We start from the raw sequence: 15,230 nt of genomic DNA, 5'->3' as shown, positions 1-15,230 counted from the left end.
ATTCTGTGGCAAGATGGCCCGATGCGCGCGCTTCAGCAACTCTCTACCGCCGACTGGCTGGCCCTGCTCGTCTTCCTGGCGTGCTGGACGGGTTACTCCTGGTTTTCCGAACACAGCCGCTGGGCGTGCAAGGGGCTGATCGGCAGCAGCCATTCGTACCGCGTCGAATGGGCGTACCGCATGCTCGAACGCGACGTTCGGGTGACCGACTCGACGCTGATCGGCAACCTGGTGAGCAGCGTTTCGTTCTACGCCAATACCACCATCTACATCATCGCCGGCCTGGTCGCCGCGCTCGGCGCGGCCGACCGCCTGCTCAGCTTTACCGCCGACCTGGCGTTCGCCGGAGCGGGCGGCCGGACGCTGCTGGAGATCAAGCTGCTGCTGGTGCTGGCGAGTTTCGTCTACGGCTACTTCAAGTTCACCTGGGCGCTGCGGCAGTTCAACCTGTTGTCGATCCTGGTCGGCGCGGCGCCGATCGGTCAGCGCGGCGACCCCGAGATTGAACCCTACGCACGGCGGATCGGCGGCCTCAACAACCTCGCCGGCGATGACTTCAATCGTGGTATCCGCGCTTATTACTTCGGTCTGGCGGCGTCTGGCTGGCTGCTCAATCCGATCGTTCTCGGGCTACTCTCGGTGATCATCCTGGTCGTCCTCTATCGCCGCGACTACCGCTCGGCAACGCTCGCCGTCCTGCGGCGCGAGTCGCAATGAGCAGCGACCGGCAGCTCGCCGGCGTCGGCTTCGGGCTGCTGGCGTATGGCATCTGGGGCTTCTTTCCGCTGTTCTTCCGACAGTTGTCGCAGCTCTCACCCATGGATGTGTTGAGCAATCGCGCCGTCTGGGCCTTCGTCCTGGTCGGTTTGCTGCTGACGCTGCGCCGGCAATGGCCAATGGTCGCCGCCGTTTTCGGCAACGGCCGGCATCTGGCGATGCTCGCCGTCGCCGCGCTGCTGATCGGCAGCAACTGGCTGGTCTTCCTGTGGGCCGTCGCCAACCAGCAGGTGATGGCGTCCAGCCTCGGCTACTTCCTGACGCCGCTGGTCAACGTCCTGCTCGGTCTGCTGGTGCTCAAGGAGCGCCTGAACCGCCTGGAGTGGTTTTCGGTCGCCCTGGCACTGCTGGCGATCGCCAATGAAGTCGTCGCCCTGGGCAGCTTGCCGTGGGTGTCGCTGGTCCTCGCCACTACTTTCGGCACCTACGGACTGGTGCGCAAGCAACTGCCCGTAGACGCCATCTCCAGCCTGTGGCTGGAAACCCTGGCGATGCTGCCGGCTTGCGGCCTGTACGCGTTGTGGCAGGCGCAGCACGCGCACGCGGTGTTCAGCGGTCACGACCTGCGGACGACGCTGTTGCTGATTAGCGCTGGCGCGATTACCGCGCTACCACTGATGGCCTTTGCCGCCGCCACGCAACGCCTCAAGCTGGTGACCGTCGGGATGCTGATGTACATCAATCCGACGCTGCAGTTGCTGACCGCGGTGTGGGTCTTCGGCGAGCCGATGAGCAGCGCTCGGCTGCTCAGCTTCGCGCTGATCTGGTTGGGCCTGCTGGTTTTCAGCTACAGTGCCTGGGGCAAATACCGGCGGCGAACGTAGGCCGCCGCGTCAGGGCGTCCGACACTTGTCAACCCTCGCCGAGCCAGCGGACAATCAGGCTACGTTCCGGAAACGGCACGCCGACCGGGCGGCTCGCAGCGAACACTGAATGCCGAGCGCTGCCGCTCGGCGGGAGATGCACCATGAACAGCAATCGATGCAAGACCCTGTTGGCTGCCGTGACCGTCGTCCTGGCGCCGCTGTGCTCGGCGAGCGTGCCGACGCCAGTCGTTGTGCAGTCGGTCGACTGCCGCCAGGCGACGACCAGCAGCATCGACGAACTGGTCTGCAAGGACCAGGAACTCGCCGCGCTCGACCGCCAGCTGGCCGGCGTTTTTGCCGAGGCGCAGCAGAAGGCGATCGACGAACACCCGCCGCGGCTGCCGGCGAGCCAACGGCGATGGCTGCGCGAGCGCAACGATTGCTGGAAGAGCACCACCCGGCGCGAGTGCGTCGACCACCGCTACCGTCTGCGCATCGCCGAGTTGCAGGCCAGGTATCGCCTGCTTCCGGGCAACGGCCCGATCAGCTATCGCTGCGCTGGCCGGCCGGCGAGCAAGGTCGTCGTAACCTTCTTCAAGACCGAGCCGCCGACACTGATCGCCCAACGCGGCGAGAAGACGTCGCTGATGTTCGTGCAGGCGAGCGCCAGCGGCGTCAAATACCAAAGTCAGAACGAGTCGTTCTGGGAACATCAGGGCGAGGCGACGATCGTCTGGGGCCGTGGCAGTCAAGCGCTGCGCTGCCGCCCGGGCCCTGAGTGATCCTGCGGCGCGCAGGTCCGCGCGTGCGGCTATCGCGGTAGCGCGGCCGACGTTGACTTTTGGTCAAGGAGAAAATGATGCGACAGCTCTGTTTCGTGCTCATGCCCTTTGGCAAGAAGCCCATTGCCTCGGGGACGACGGTCGATTTCGACGCTGTTTACCACGACTTGATCGCACCGGCGATCGAGGCCGCCGGCATGGAAGCGCTACGCGCCGACCAGGAGCTCAGCGGCGGCGTGATTCACAAGCCGATGTACGAGCGGCTGATTCTCTGCGATTTCGCCGTCGCCGACCTGACCGGTGCCAACGCCAACGTCTTCTACGAGCTCGGACTGCGTCACGGCGTTCGCCCGTCTACCACCGTCCTGCTTTACGCCGGCAGCGAGCGCATGCCTTTCGACGTCGCGCCTTTGCGTGCCTTGCCCTACCAGCTGGCGCCCGACGGCAAGCCGAGCGACGTCGAGGGTGCCTGCCAGGCACTGCGCAAGCTGCTCGAAGCCGCCAGGGCCGGCGCCGGCGGGGCGAGTACCGACAGTCCGGTATTCCAGTTGGTCGACGGCTACAGCGCGCCCGATATCGCTCGCCTGAAGACCGACGTATTCCGCGATCGCGCGCAGTATGCCGTCGCCGCCCGCCGGCAGCTGGCGGCCGCGCGTCGCCAGGGCAGCGCAGCGCTCGGCAAGGCCGTCGGCGAACTCGGCGAGCTCGGGGATCTCGAAGCCGGCGTGCTCATCGACATCTTCCTGTCGTATCGCGCGCTCAGCGACTGGCAGGCGATGGTCGACCTGGTGGCGCAGATGCCGGCGCCGCTGGCGCGGAGCGTCATGGTCCGCGAGCAGCTGGGCTTTGCCCTCAATCGTCTCAAGCGCCGCGACGAAGCCGAACAGCAGCTGCTCGAGCTGATCGGCGAGCGCGGCGCGAGCAGCGAAAGCAACGGCCTGCTCGGTCGCGTATATAAGGATCGCTGGGACGAGGCCTGCCAGGCCGCTGATGGGTTCGTCGCCGACGGCTGGCTGCGCAAGGCGATCGAGACCTATCTGCAGGGCTTCGAAGCCGATTGGCGCGACGCTTACCCGGGAATCAACGCGGTGACGCTGATGGAGCTGCAGAACCCACCCGACCCGCGCCGCCTTGAACTGCTGCCGGTCGTCGCTTATGCCGTCAAGCGGCGCCTGGCCAAGGGCACGCCGGACTACTGGGAGCACGCGACCTTGCTCGAACTGGCCGTTCTGCAAAAGGACGAGGTGGCGGCAAACAAGGCGGCCAGCGATGCCCTGGCGGCGATTCGCGAGAAATGGGAAGCGGCAACGACGGCGCGTAACCTGGCGCTGATTCGTGCCGCGCGCGCGACGCGCGGCGACGAAATGGCCTGGGCGACAGCGATCGAGCAGGCCCTCGACAAGCGCGCGGCCGACTGACCCGGCGCGCTGCCTGGCCAGCTACACCTGCCCGGCTTGCCTGGCGAGAAAGCGATCGAGTTGCGCGGCAAACGCCTGCCGGTCGCTGTGCCTGAAAGCCGCCGGACCGGAAATGTCGACGCCGCTGCCGCGCAGCTCTTCCATGAAGTCGCGCATGCGCAGGCGTTCGCTGATGTTCTCGGTGGTGTACAACTCGCCGCGCGGATTCAGCGCGTGCGCCTGCCTTTCGATGACCAGGGCGGCGAGCGGGATGTCGGCGGTGATGACCAGGTCGCCCGCCTGCAGCTCGTTCACGATGCGCTGGTCGGCGACGTCGAAACCCGACGGCACCTGCCGCGCGCGGATGTACGGCGACGGCGGCACGCGCAACATCTGATTGGCGACCAGCGTGGTCATGATCCGCGTTCGCTGGGCAGCGCGAAAGAGGATCTCCTTGATCACGCCGGGGCAGGCGTCGGCGTCGACCCAGATTTGCATGTGTTCTACCTCGATGAACACCGCCCGCTCAGCAAGACGGCGTGTTTTTGTGCGCTACTTGTCGCTGCCGAGCCGCGCCATGGCTTCGCCGTGCGTTTGTCCGGGTGCTGCCCGGTGCGCCGCGACATAGGTCAGCAGGGTGTCGTTGAGCGGCTTGCCGGCGACGGCAAAAGCACTCAGTGCCGCCAGCAGTTCGAGCGCCGTGGCCTTGATCTGCGCGGCGTCGTGCAGGTGGCCGACGTAGCGTCGGCAGCTGGCGAAAATCGCCGTTGGGTCGTTGCCGCTCAGCGCCAGTAGCAAAACAAGAAATTTCTTCATCGGACGAGGGGGGCTTCCGTTTGCTTTGCCGGTGCTCGCTGCCGCTCGCGCAGCCGCTTTTCGATGCCGACGATGAGGTAGGCCAGGACGCCGACGGCGAAGATCTCAAGCCACTGACGGACGCCGATCGGCGCCGTCGCGAAAAGGCGGTTGAGTAGCGGCAGGTAGGTCAATAAGGCTTGCAGGACGGCCATCGTCAGCACCCCGTACCAGACCGCCGGATTGGAGAACAAGCCGATGTGCAGCGCCGAGCGCGTCAATGAGCGGCAATTGAAGAGGTACATCGCCTCGACGACGACGAAGACGTTGAGCGCCACGGTACGCGCTTCGGCCAGCTCGTGGCCGAGCGCCAGTTCGCGCAGGAACAGTCCGAAGGAACCGGCGAGCAGCAGCAAGCTGACCAGGACGATCCGCCAGACCAGCGCCTGATCGAGAATCGGTGTACCTGGCCGGCGCGGTTGTCGCTCCATGACATTGGCCTCGATCGGCTCAAAGGCCAGCATCAGCCCCAGGAAGACCGCGGTGGTCATGTTGATCCACAGGATCTGCAGCGGCGTGATCGGCAGGGTGGCGCCCGCGACAACCGCCGCCATGATCACCAGTCCTTCACCGAAGTTGGTCGGCAGCGTCCAGGTGATGAACTTCACTAGGTTGTCGTAAACGCCTCGCCCTTCCTCGACGGCCGCCTCGATGGCGGCAAAGTCGTCGTCGGTGAGGACCATGTCGGCTGCGTCCTTGGCCACCTCGGTGCCGGCCAGGCCCATGGCGATGCCGATGTCGGCCTGCTTCAGCGCCGGCGCGTCGTTGACGCCGTCGCCGGTCATCGCCACCACCTCGCCGTTGTTCTGCAGCGCGCGCACCAGGCGCAGCTTCTGCTCGGGATCGACGCGTGCGAAGACGTTGACCTCGCTGACCACCCGGCGCAAGCCAGCATCGTCAAGTGCCGCCAGCTCGACGCCGGTGAGCGCGGCCTCACCGTCCTTGGCGATAGCCAGTTGGCGGGCGATCGACAGCGCGGTGACCGCGTGATCGCCGGTGATCATCTTGACGACGATGCCGGCGGCGTGACAGGTGTGGACCGCGGCCATGGCTCGCGGGCGCGGCGGGTCGATCATGCCAACCAGCCCGATAAACTCCAGGCCGGCGTCGGCGCTGCTCTCGACGAGGCTCATTGCCGGGCCGACGGCGAGGCGAGCGATGGCTAGGACGCGCAAGCCATCGGCCGCCATCTGGCGAGCGTGGCTCTCGATCTGCTCGGCAAGCAGTGGCACCGTCTGGCCATCGCCGTCGAGCATGCTCAGCGAGCGCGGCAGTAACTGTTCGAGCGCACCCTTGAAGTACGCCAGTCGGCGGCCGTCGATTTCGTGCAGCGTCGCCATGTACTGGCGCGTCGAGTCGAAAGGGATCTCGTCCAGGCGGGGGAATTTCTTCACCAAGCTCTCTTCGTCGAATCCTGCTTTGCGGGCGACGACCAGCAGCGCGCCTTCGGTCGGGTCGCCGACGATCTGCCACTGCCCCTGGCCTTTCTTTTCGCCCTTGCCGGCGTCTGCCGGCACTTGGCGTTTCTCGCGCTTCTCGTCTTTTTCGTCGTTCTCTTCGTTCTCTTCGTTCTCCTGGCGCAGGCCGGCGTCGTTGCACAGCACGCCGGCCAGCAGGCATTCAGCGAGCGCGGCGCCGATCTTCTCGCCGCCGCCGACCTGGCCGATCGGCGAGTAACCGCTGCCGCTGACCGCGACGAGCTCGCCGCCGGCGTACAGCTCGCGGACCGTCATCTGGTTTTCGGTCAAGGTACCGGTCTTGTCGGAACAGATCACCGTCGTGCTGCCGAGCGTTTCAACGGCCGGTAGCTTGCGGATGATCGCTCGCCGGCTGGCCATCCGCGAGACGCCAATCGCCAGGGTGATGGTCATCGCCGCCGGCAGGCCCTCGGGGATTGCCCCGACGGCCAGCGCCACGGCAGCCATGAACATCTCGAAGGCCGATGAACCGCGCCACATGCCGACGACGAAAGTAAGTAGCGCCAGCAAGCCGATGGCGATCAACAGCCAGTTGCTGAACGTCGCCATCTTGCGCGTCAGCGGCGTGGTCAGGTCCGGAGCGTCGGCGATCAGCTGCGATATGCGGCCGGTTTCGGTGCGATCACCGGTGGCCACGACGACGCCAGCGCCACGACCGGTGATCATCACCGTGCCGGCATAAGCCATATTGCTGCGGTCGGCAAGAACCGTTTCTTTCGGTAGCGCGTCGCCGTGCTTGGCGACCGCCGTCGACTCGCCGGTCAGTGCCGACTCAATCGCTTGCAGCTCCTTGGCGCGGAACAGCCGCAGGTCGGCCGGGACCTTGTCGCCAGCAGCCAGCAGCACGATGTCGCCAGGAACCAGCGCGGTCGATGGCAAACGTTGCTTGCCGCCACCGCGCAGGACCGTCACCTCGCTGCTGAGCGAACGCGCCAGCGCCGCCAGCGCGTTCTCGGCACGACCTTCCTGGATGAAGCCGATTAGCGCGTTGATCACGGTGACGGCGAAGATCACGCCAGAATCGACCCATTCGCCGAGGAAGGCGGTGACCACGCCGGCCAGCAGCAAGACCAGGACCAGTGGCTGGACGAATTGCAGGGCAAAACGTAACAAGGGTCCTTTGCCGAGCTTCGGGGTAATCCGGTTCTCGCCGTGCACGGCGCGGCGAGCAAGGACTTCGTCTTCGGCGAGTCCGTCGTCGCAGCACGCGGCCAGGCGTGCCGCCGCTTCAGCGGCGGCGATGTGATGCCAGTCGTTGTGCTCGGGCTGTTGGCCTGCTTGTTTGGCTGGCTGTTGTGTCATGGTCTCGCCGAGTGCGCTGATCGGTGTGTCGACCGCCATCTGCCAAGCATCATTTTGTCTTCCCGATATCCCCAGTCTGGTCAGGAACATTATAGGGCAGAGCGCAAGCAGCCCCGTCGCGGGCCGCTTGCTCCGACCGGAAATCCGCCGCAGGTGAACGCGCTGAAAGGCTGCGCCGCCGGCTCTGCGGCGATTGTGGCGGGCTCTGGCAAGGCGCAAACTCGGGGGAAGGGCAGCCTTGGCGCTGCGCAAAGCTGTCGAAAAATTTTACAATCGTCGGGCCTTCTTGCGGCGTTGTTTTGCATCACCCTGTTTTAACGCGAAGTTAACTTCAAGGCGTGATTCTTGCTTTGCCACCTCTAGTCGTCCTGGATTTTTTCATGCCTGGATATTTCAACCGCTGGCGGATGTTGCTGGGCTTGCTGCAGGCGGCGCTGCTTGCCGCCAATGCGGCGGCCCACCCGATCGACCACGATGCGCGCCAGGGCCGAAGCCAGCTCAGTAACGACCAGCGCGAGTCCACCGACGTCGCCGCACCCGCCGATGGGCGTTCGCTCGCCAGCGACGGCCTGGCCAGGCGCTTGCTGTCGGACGGTCGAGAAGATGGCGACAACGCCTGGTCGCCAGGCGCTGCGCGCGGCGTCGAGCGGGCGGCAGCCGCTTCGACATTTGTCACCGCGCAGCCGGGCGGTGACGACAACGCGAACCTGACCGGCATCGACCAGCGCGATCCACTGAACAAGGCGTTGCGTTCGGTGATCAACGTCAATCGTCAGAGCAAGGCCGGCGCGCCGGCGGCGGCATCCGCCGCGGCATCCGGCGCGCCGGCGGCTTCGATAGACGACGCGGATATCGCTGCGGCTGTTCTGAAGATGGAGGCGTCGCTCGCCGGAGTGCTCCGCGAGGCACTCGACGCGCGGCTGGACAACGATGGCCGGGTGACATTTTCGCTGGTCGGTATTGACGGCTTTCACGTCGACGCGCGCGACGGCGCGGTGTCGCTTGGCCATGGTGACAGCTCGCTGGTGACCGTCAGCAGCCGCGGCGAAAGCGACCAGCGGCGCCTTGCCGAGCACGACTCTGGCGACTGGCAGCCGCCGCGGCGGGGCGGCAATCCGCTCGGCGAGTTGATTGACCTGGTCCTGATGGTGCTGCGCTATCCGCTGGTCTGGGTACTGGCGGCGATGTTGCTTATCGGCAAGATCACGTTGATGATCGCCACCGCGCAAAGCCGAAAGCGGGCGCGCAGGCACCGTAGCGCCAGCCAGCCGGTCAAGGTCAAGCTGAAGCGTTCGCGTATTCGCTCGCGCTTCAAGCGCTCGCGTTCGCCAGTCGAACTTCAGGAAGGCTGAGCCGCCGCGCCAAGAGCGGTCGCCGTCTGGCGGCAAGCGTTTCGCTGTCGGCGCACCCCCGGCCGCGCAGCAAGTTCAGTCGTGACGCCATTCAAATCGTCCAAGTATCCGTTTTGAAATGCAATTGGCGGTCTCTCAAGGCCTGGCCGGCTTGCGGTATACTGGCCATGACGCCGCTGAGCCAAGGTTCATTACGGCCTTCCTTCTGACTTCTAACTCCCCAGGAATCCATCATGTTGCAGAAATCTGCCTCTTTCCCCGGTATTCAGGGCCCGATCGTGACGATCGTCATGGACGGCTACGGCATTGCCAGGTCGGACGTCGGTAGCGCCATCGCCGCCGCCAAAAAGCCTACCCTCGACCGCCTCTTCGCCAATTATCCGAACATCAGCTTGCGCGCGCATGGCGTCGCTGTCGGCATGCCTTCCGACGACGACATGGGCAATTCCGAAGTCGGCCACAACGCCATCGGCGCCGGTCAGGTCTATAGCCAGGGCGCGTCGCTGGTTGCCGACGCGATCGCCGCCGGGTCGATCTGGCAGGGCGCGGCGTGGCAGGAGATCGTCGCCGGCGCCAAGGCCGGGCGCGGGCTGATCCACTTCCTCGGTCTTTTTTCGGACGGCAACGTGCACAGCCACGTCGACCATTTGCGGGCGATGATCGCTCGTGCCAAGGAAGAAGGCGTCAAAGCGGTGCGGATTCACATCCTGCTCGACGGTCGTGACGTTCCCGAGACCAGCGCGCTCGATTATGTATTGCCTTTCGAGGCCTTCCTGGCCGAGATCAGCGACGCCGGCTTCGACGCCCGCATTGCCTCGGGCGGCGGCCGCATGAAGATCACCATGGATCGCTACGAGGCGAACTGGAAGATGGTCGACGACGGCTGGCACACGCACGTCCTCGGCGAGGGCGTGCAGTACGAGAGTGCGGCGGCAGCCGTTGAGGCGCTGCGCGTGAAGTTTCCGGGAACGATCGACCAGGATCTGCCGGCATTCGTCATCGGCAGCGGCGGCCAACCGGTCGGCACCATCGAGGACGGCGACTCGGTAGTCTTCTTCAACTTCCGCGGCGACCGCTCGATCGAGATTACGCGCGCCTTCGAAGAAGCTGCGTTCGACAAGTTCGAGCGGCTACGCGTGCCGCGCGTGACCTACGCCGGCATGTTGCAGTACGACGGCGACCTCAAGCTGCCGAAGCGCTTCCTGGTCGATCCACCGGCGATTCTCGACACCATGGGCGAATGGTTCGCGAAGGCCGGCATCACCCAGTTCGCCTGCTCCGAGACGCAGAAATTCGGGCACGTGACGTATTTCTGGAACGGCAACCGCTCGAACAAGTTCGACGGCGAAACCTACCAGGAGGTGCTCAGCGACGTCGTGCCCTTCGAGCAGCGGCCGTGGATGAAGGCCGCCGAGATCGCCGACGCGATGATCGAAGCGCTGCGCAGTGGCCGCTATCAGACTCTGCGCTGTAACTTCGCCAACGGCGACATGGTCGGCCACACCGGCAATTTCCGCGCCGCGACGATGGCCATCGAGGCGGTCGACCTGCAGCTGGCGCGGATCCTGCCGGTGATCGACGCGCTCGGTGGCGTGGCGCTGATCACCGCCGACCACGGCAACGCCGACGAGATGTACGAAATCGACAAGAAGACCAAGCAGCCGGCCAAGAACGCCGACGGCTCGTTCAAGGCGAAGACCGCGCACACGCTCAATCCGGTGCCGTTCATCCTCTACGACAACGTCAGCGGCGGCAGGCTGGGTCTGCAGGCGAGCGAAACGGCGGGTTTGTCGAACATCGCGGCGACGATCGCCAATCTGCTTGGCTTCGAGAAGCACGCGAAATGGGACGACAGCGTGCTGGTCGTCAAATAGCCTGGCGCACTGCCTCAGTAGTACGCGAACGGCCGCCGTCAGGCGGCCGTCGCTTTTTATCAGGGCAGGCGCTGCTCGAGCGCGTAGAGTTCCTCGGCGGTCTCGCGGCGGCGCACCAGGTGCGCCTGCTCACCGTCGACCATCACCTCGGCGGCGCGCGGGCGGGTGTTGTAGTTGGAGCTCATGACCATGCCGTAGGCGCCGGCCGAGAGGATCGCCAGCAGGTCACCGCCGGCCAGCGTCAGGGCGCGGCCGTGGCCGAGAAAATCGCCCGATTCGCAGACCGGACCGACGATTTCCCAGGTGCTGGTGGCGCCCGGACGCGCGACCACCGGAACGATCTCGTGCCATGAGCCATAGAGCGCCGGGCGCGAGAGGTCGTTCATCGCCGCGTCGACGATCGCGAAGTTCTTCACTTCGCCGGGCTTGAGATACTCGACGCGGGTGAGCAGCACGCCGGCGTTGCCAACCAGGCGGCGGCCGGGTTCGAGCAGCACCCGCAGCGCGCGTCCCTTGATCCTGGCCAGCAGCGGCTGCAGGTAGGCCTTGACGGTAGTTTGTGCGTCGTCGTCACGATAGCGGATGCCGAGGCCGCCGCCGAGGTCGATGTGCTGCAGGACGATGCCTTCGGCGGCGAGTTGGTCAACCAGCAGTAGCAACTTGTCGAGCGCTTCGGCGAACGGCGCCGGGTCGAGCAACTGCGAGCCGATATGGCAGTCGATGCCGGTGATTTCGACATTGCCGAGCGTCGCGGCTTGCCGGTAGAGCGCCAGCGCCTCGTCGTAGGCGACGCCGAACTTGTTCTCCTTGAGGCCGGTCGAGATGTACGGATGCGTGCCGGCGTCGACGTCGGGATTGACGCGCAGGCTGATTGGCGCGGTCTTGCCGAGCCTGGCGGCGACGGCGTTCAGGCGCACGAGTTCGGCCGCCGACTCGACGTTGAAGCACAGGATGCCGGTGGTCAGCGCCAGCTCCATCTCGGCGCTGGTCTTGCCGACGCCCGAGAAGACGATCCGCTGCGGCTCGGCGCCGACCGCCAGGACGCGCTTCAGCTCACCCGCCGAAACGATGTCGAAGCCGGCGCCACGGCGGGCGAGGACGTCGAGAACGGCGAGGTTGGAGTTGGCCTTGACGGCGTAGCAGACGAGCGCATCGAGGCCGCGCAGCTCGTCGTGGAACTCGTCGAGGGCGCTCTCCAGAGCGTGTCGCGAGTACACCCAGCAGGGCGTGCCGAACTGCTCGGCGAGCACGGTCAATGACACCGATTCGGCGTGCAGGACGCCAGCGTGCGTGACGAAGCTGCTCATCGGGTGGCGCTCCCGGGCGTGCTAGAATCGTCGGCAGGTTTCGCCTGGGTGTCTGTCGCAGGCGTCGCCGGAGTGGCTGGCAAGGTCTGTTTCGGAGGGAGCGTCAGCGATCCCGTGGTGCCACAGGCGCCAAGGGTGATGGTCGCCAGCAAGGCCAGCGCAAGATAGTGCCGCATAGGTCAGGGTGCCAAAACGAAAAATGGTAGCACAGGATGAATGATAGCGAATTCGGCACGCTTGCCGACGCCGCGCTGCAGCGTATCGAAGCCGCTCTCGAACACTGTAGCGCCGACCTCGATTTCGCGATGATCAGCGATGGTGTGCTCGAGATCGAGTTTGCCGACGCCAGCAAGATCATCGTCAACCGTCACGACGCCGCCGGCGAAATGTGGGTTGCCGCCAGGTCCGGCGGCTTCCACTACCGCTGGGACGGTGCTGCCTGGCACGACACCCGTGGTGGGGGGGAGCTGATGGCGGCGCTGTCACGGCTGGTTTCCGAGCAGGCCGGCGAAAGCGTGGCGCTGCTCTAGGCTGCGGCCGAAAGCGCGGTTGTGCTTTCGGCCGACAAGGCGGCCCGCCCTTGCCGACCGACGTACGCCGGTGTCGCGGCGAAAGTGTCGGCGGCGCTCGCCGTTGCGCGCCTTACACCTGCTCTGCCGTCAGTCGGACGCTGCGCTCGCTCTTCGGCGGTGTTCGCGGCAGCCGTATCTCAGCGTTTCTTGATGCGGATGATTGCCACCGCGGCTGGCGTCGACTTGCCGGCGCAAGCGTTGCAGCCGCCGCAAGCCGTTCTGGCGCTGGCGCGCCGGCGTGCGGCCGCGGGGTCGGCGGCGGCACCGCCCAGACGTTGCGCCAAGCTTGCCGCGGCGTCGCCTAGCGCCGCGCGCCAGCCGCCCGGCAGCAGTCGCCAGCTGGCGTAGGCAGTCGCCCAGGCAACTGCCGCGAAGACCAGAAAATCATCAAGCATAAGGACCTCCGAGCAAGGCCAGTGAGACGCGATAGGTGACAAAAGCAGCGCCGTAAGCGAGGGCGAAAAGATAGCCGGCCATCAGCAGCGGATAACGCCACGAGTTGGTCTCGCGCTTGACGACCGCCAGAGTGGACAAGCACTGCGGCGAGAAGACGTACCACGCGAGCAGGGAGAAAGCGGTCGGCAAGGACCAGCCGGCAGCGAGCATCGGCGCCAGCTGCGCAGCGACGTCGTCGCCGCTGGCCGACAGCGCATAGACCGTGCCGAGGGCGCCGACGGCGACTTCGCGTGCGGCCATGCCGGGGACCAGCGCGATCGAGATTTGCCAATTGAAGCCGATCGGTGCAAAGACGATTTCGAGCGCGTGTCGGAGCATGCCGGCGTAGCTGTACTGGATCGCCGGGCCGATGGCGTCTGCGGGTGCCGCCGGGAAGGTCGACAGGAACCACAGCACGATCATCAGCGCGAGAATGATGTTGCCGACGCGGTGGATGAAGATGCGCGCGCGCTCGAGCAGGCCGAGCAGCAGATTACGGCCATGTGGCCAGCGGTACGACGGTAGTTCGAGCATCAGCGGATGCTGCAGGCCTTTGGCGACGGTCATCTTGAGGACGCCGGCAACGGCCATCGCGCTAACGACACCGGCGAGGTAGAGGGCGAAGAGCACCAGTCCCTGCAGATTGAAGACGCCGGCGACGGTCGTTTGCGGAATGAAGGCGCCGATGATCAGCGCGTAGACCGGCAAGCGCGCCGAGCAGGTCATCAAGGGCGCGATCATGATCGTCGCCAGCCGGTCGCGCCAGTTGCTGATCGTGCGCGCCGCCATGATCCCGGGGATCGCGCAGGCAAAGCTCGAGAGCAAGGGGATGAACGATCGTCCCGAGAGGCCGACGGTGCCCATCAAGCGGTCGAGCAGGAAAGCCGCACGTGGCAGGTAACCCGAATCCTCGAGGGCGAGAATGAACAGGAAGAGGATCAGGATCTGCGGCATGAACACCAGCACGCTGCCGACGCCCGCGACGATGCCGTCGACCAGCAGACTGCGCAGCAGTCCCTCGGGCAGCTGCGCCGCGAGCAACTGGCCGAAGGCTTCGACGCCGCCCTTGATCCACTCCATTGGTAGCGCGGCCCAGCTGAAAACGGCCTGGAACATCAGGAACAGCGTTGCCGCGAGAATTAGCATTCCCCAGAACGGGTGCAGCACGACGCGATCGATCCGTTCGTCAAAACGTGTGTCGATCACCGGCTCGCGGACGCTGGCGGCGAGAATGCGTCGCACCTCGCGCTGCGTGGCGGTGACGTCGGCGACATCGGGCGCTTGCCAGGTGGCGGCGTGCGGCACGACATCGCGCACCGCCAGTTCGAGTTGCTCGAGCAAGGCGCTGGCGCCGCCGCGCTTGACGGCGACGGTGTTGACCACCGGCATGTCGAGCTCGCGCTGCAGCGCCGGAACGTCGATTTCGATGCCGCGTTTACTCGCCAGATCGGTCATGTTCAAGGCCAGCAGCATCGGCCGCCCCAGCCGCCGCACTTCGAGAACCAGGCGCAGGTTGAGCTTGAGGTTGGTGGCGTCGCAGACACAGACGATCAGGTCGGGGCGTTGCTCACCCTCGCGTACCCCCAGGACGACGTCGCGGGTCACTTCCTCGTCGATGCTGACGGCGTTGAGGCTGTAGGCGCCAGGTAGATCGAAGACGCGGAAGCGCTTACCCAGGGGCGTCGTCATTTGCCCCTCCTTGCGGTCGACGGTCACCCCGGGATAGTTGGCCACCTTCTGTCGGCTGCCGGTCAGGAGGTTGAACAGCGCCGTCTTGCCGCAGTTCGGGTTGCCGAGGAGAATCAGGTGCAGCGCGCTATCTTCGGCGTTTGCTGCCAGCGCGGCGTTCATGCGGCGACCTGCTTGCCGCCAGCCAGCGGCGCAACCAGAACACGTTCCGCCTCGAAGCGGCGCAGGGCGAACATCGTGCCGCCGACGCGTACCGCCAGCGGATCGCCGCCAGGATAGCCACGGGCGATGACGCGCACCCGTTCACCGTCGACAAAGCCGATTTCGAACAGCCGCAGCGCCAGTTCGCGGTCGGCGGCGTCGCCGCTGCCAGCGAGGGCGCTGGTGCTGACCGTTCCCTCCTGACCTTTAGCCAGCTCGAAGAGGGTGATCAATTCAGTTGCTTTCATGACAGCTGCTACCTTTCCTGGCGTGCGCATTGCGGTCGGCACGGATGTGGAAACGCCCAAAAAATCGCGAGAGACGGTCTCGCAGGAAAACCAAGGCGTTCAGCGCACAGCCAACGCCAAGTGGAGCGGAATGAGTATTTGCGTAATATACATGC

Annotated in this window: 15 protein-coding genes; 7 read left to right on the top strand and 8 right to left on the bottom strand. The window is 65.7% G+C overall.

Going from position 1 to position 15,230, the window contains the following annotated elements; all coding sequences use genetic code 11:
* Positions 1-21: 21 nt before the first annotated feature.
* The 4 genes from QZ656_RS11090 (at position 22) to QZ656_RS11075 (ending at position 3,783) form a co-directional block, all read left to right on the top strand.
* A complete protein-coding gene (locus QZ656_RS11090) occupies positions 22-717 on the top strand; it encodes a DUF599 domain-containing protein (RefSeq protein WP_291993441.1) in 696 nt (231 codons plus the stop codon).
* Positions 714-1,601: an EamA family transporter RarD gene (gene rarD, locus QZ656_RS11085; RefSeq protein ID WP_291993440.1), complete on the top strand. Its 888-nt coding sequence runs from the start codon at positions 714-716 to the stop codon at positions 1,599-1,601. The genes QZ656_RS11090 and rarD overlap by 4 nt, the downstream gene beginning before the upstream one ends.
* A gap of 143 nt (positions 1,602-1,744) precedes the next feature.
* The gene (locus tag QZ656_RS11080) at positions 1,745-2,365 is read left to right on the top strand and encodes an MliC family protein (protein ID WP_291993439.1); all 621 of its coding nucleotides are present in this window, start codon (positions 1,745-1,747) and stop codon (positions 2,363-2,365) included.
* Positions 2,366-2,439: 74 nt separating this feature from the next.
* Positions 2,440-3,783 (top strand): TRAFs-binding domain-containing protein, encoded by a 1,344-nt coding sequence (locus QZ656_RS11075; protein ID WP_291993438.1) that lies wholly within the window; start codon positions 2,440-2,442, stop codon positions 3,781-3,783.
* Between the two features lie 21 nt (positions 3,784-3,804).
* Here the strand turns inward: QZ656_RS11075 and QZ656_RS11070 are convergent, their stop codons facing one another.
* The 3 genes from QZ656_RS11070 to QZ656_RS11060 are packed head-to-tail and all read right to left on the bottom strand — an operon-like array spanning position 3,805 to position 7,397.
* Positions 3,805-4,260: a YaiI/YqxD family protein gene (locus QZ656_RS11070; protein WP_291993437.1), complete on the bottom strand. Its 456-nt coding sequence runs from the start codon at positions 4,258-4,260 to the stop codon at positions 3,805-3,807.
* Between the two features lie 54 nt (positions 4,261-4,314).
* Entirely contained in the window at positions 4,315-4,578 is a 264-nt protein-coding gene (locus tag QZ656_RS11065) for a hypothetical protein (protein WP_291993436.1), read from the bottom strand.
* Positions 4,575-7,397 carry a cation-transporting P-type ATPase gene (locus QZ656_RS11060; protein WP_291993435.1) on the bottom strand — a complete coding sequence of 941 codons (2,823 nt, stop codon included), beginning with the start codon at positions 7,395-7,397 and terminating at the stop codon, positions 4,575-4,577. The genes QZ656_RS11065 and QZ656_RS11060 overlap by 4 nt, the downstream gene beginning before the upstream one ends.
* Before the next feature lie 380 nt (positions 7,398-7,777).
* Between QZ656_RS11060 and QZ656_RS11055 the strand changes: the two genes are divergently transcribed.
* A complete protein-coding gene (locus tag QZ656_RS11055) occupies positions 7,778-8,749 on the top strand; it encodes a hypothetical protein (protein WP_291993434.1) in 972 nt (323 codons plus the stop codon).
* 233 nt (positions 8,750-8,982) lie between these two features.
* Positions 8,983-10,623 (top strand): 2,3-bisphosphoglycerate-independent phosphoglycerate mutase, encoded by a 1,641-nt coding sequence (gene gpmI / locus QZ656_RS11050; RefSeq protein WP_291993433.1) that lies wholly within the window; start codon positions 8,983-8,985, stop codon positions 10,621-10,623.
* Positions 10,624-10,682: 59 nt separating this feature from the next.
* On the opposite strand, the gene lysA is transcribed toward gpmI, so the two are convergent.
* Together lysA and QZ656_RS24110 are read right to left on the bottom strand one after the other, a co-directional pair.
* Positions 10,683-11,930: a diaminopimelate decarboxylase gene (lysA, locus tag QZ656_RS11045; RefSeq protein WP_291993432.1), complete on the bottom strand. Its 1,248-nt coding sequence runs from the start codon at positions 11,928-11,930 to the stop codon at positions 10,683-10,685.
* On the bottom strand, positions 11,927-12,106 hold the full coding sequence (locus QZ656_RS24110; RefSeq protein WP_366522151.1) for a lipoprotein: 180 nt from the start codon (positions 12,104-12,106) through the stop codon (positions 11,927-11,929). Before QZ656_RS24110 ends, lysA begins: the two co-directional genes overlap by 4 nt.
* A gap of 36 nt (positions 12,107-12,142) precedes the next feature.
* Between QZ656_RS24110 and cyaY the strand changes: the two genes are divergently transcribed.
* Complete coding sequence (cyaY, locus tag QZ656_RS11040; protein ID WP_291993431.1) at positions 12,143-12,460, top strand: iron donor protein CyaY; 318 nt, start codon at positions 12,143-12,145, stop codon at positions 12,458-12,460.
* A 179-nt stretch (positions 12,461-12,639) separates the two neighbouring features.
* Here the strand turns inward: cyaY and QZ656_RS11035 are convergent, their stop codons facing one another.
* The 3 genes from QZ656_RS11035 to QZ656_RS11025 are packed head-to-tail and all read right to left on the bottom strand — an operon-like array spanning position 12,640 to position 15,075.
* A complete protein-coding gene (locus QZ656_RS11035; RefSeq protein WP_291993430.1) occupies positions 12,640-12,897 on the bottom strand; it encodes a DUF6587 family protein in 258 nt (85 codons plus the stop codon).
* Entirely contained in the window at positions 12,890-14,788 is a 1,899-nt protein-coding gene (locus tag QZ656_RS11030; RefSeq protein ID WP_291993429.1) for a ferrous iron transporter B, read from the bottom strand. Before QZ656_RS11030 ends, QZ656_RS11035 begins: the two co-directional genes overlap by 8 nt.
* Positions 14,785-15,075 carry a FeoA family protein gene (locus QZ656_RS11025; RefSeq protein WP_291993428.1) on the bottom strand — a complete coding sequence of 97 codons (291 nt, stop codon included), beginning with the start codon at positions 15,073-15,075 and terminating at the stop codon, positions 14,785-14,787. Before QZ656_RS11025 ends, QZ656_RS11030 begins: the two co-directional genes overlap by 4 nt.
* Positions 15,076-15,230 lie beyond the last annotated feature (155 nt).

Origin of the sequence: Candidatus Accumulibacter sp. ACC003 (assembly GCF_907163085.1) — a bacterium.
Lineage (GTDB): Bacteria > Pseudomonadota > Gammaproteobacteria > Burkholderiales > Rhodocyclaceae > Accumulibacter.
The sequence above is the reverse complement of the archived record's forward strand: the minus strand, read 5'-3'. Positions and strand labels throughout refer to the sequence as shown.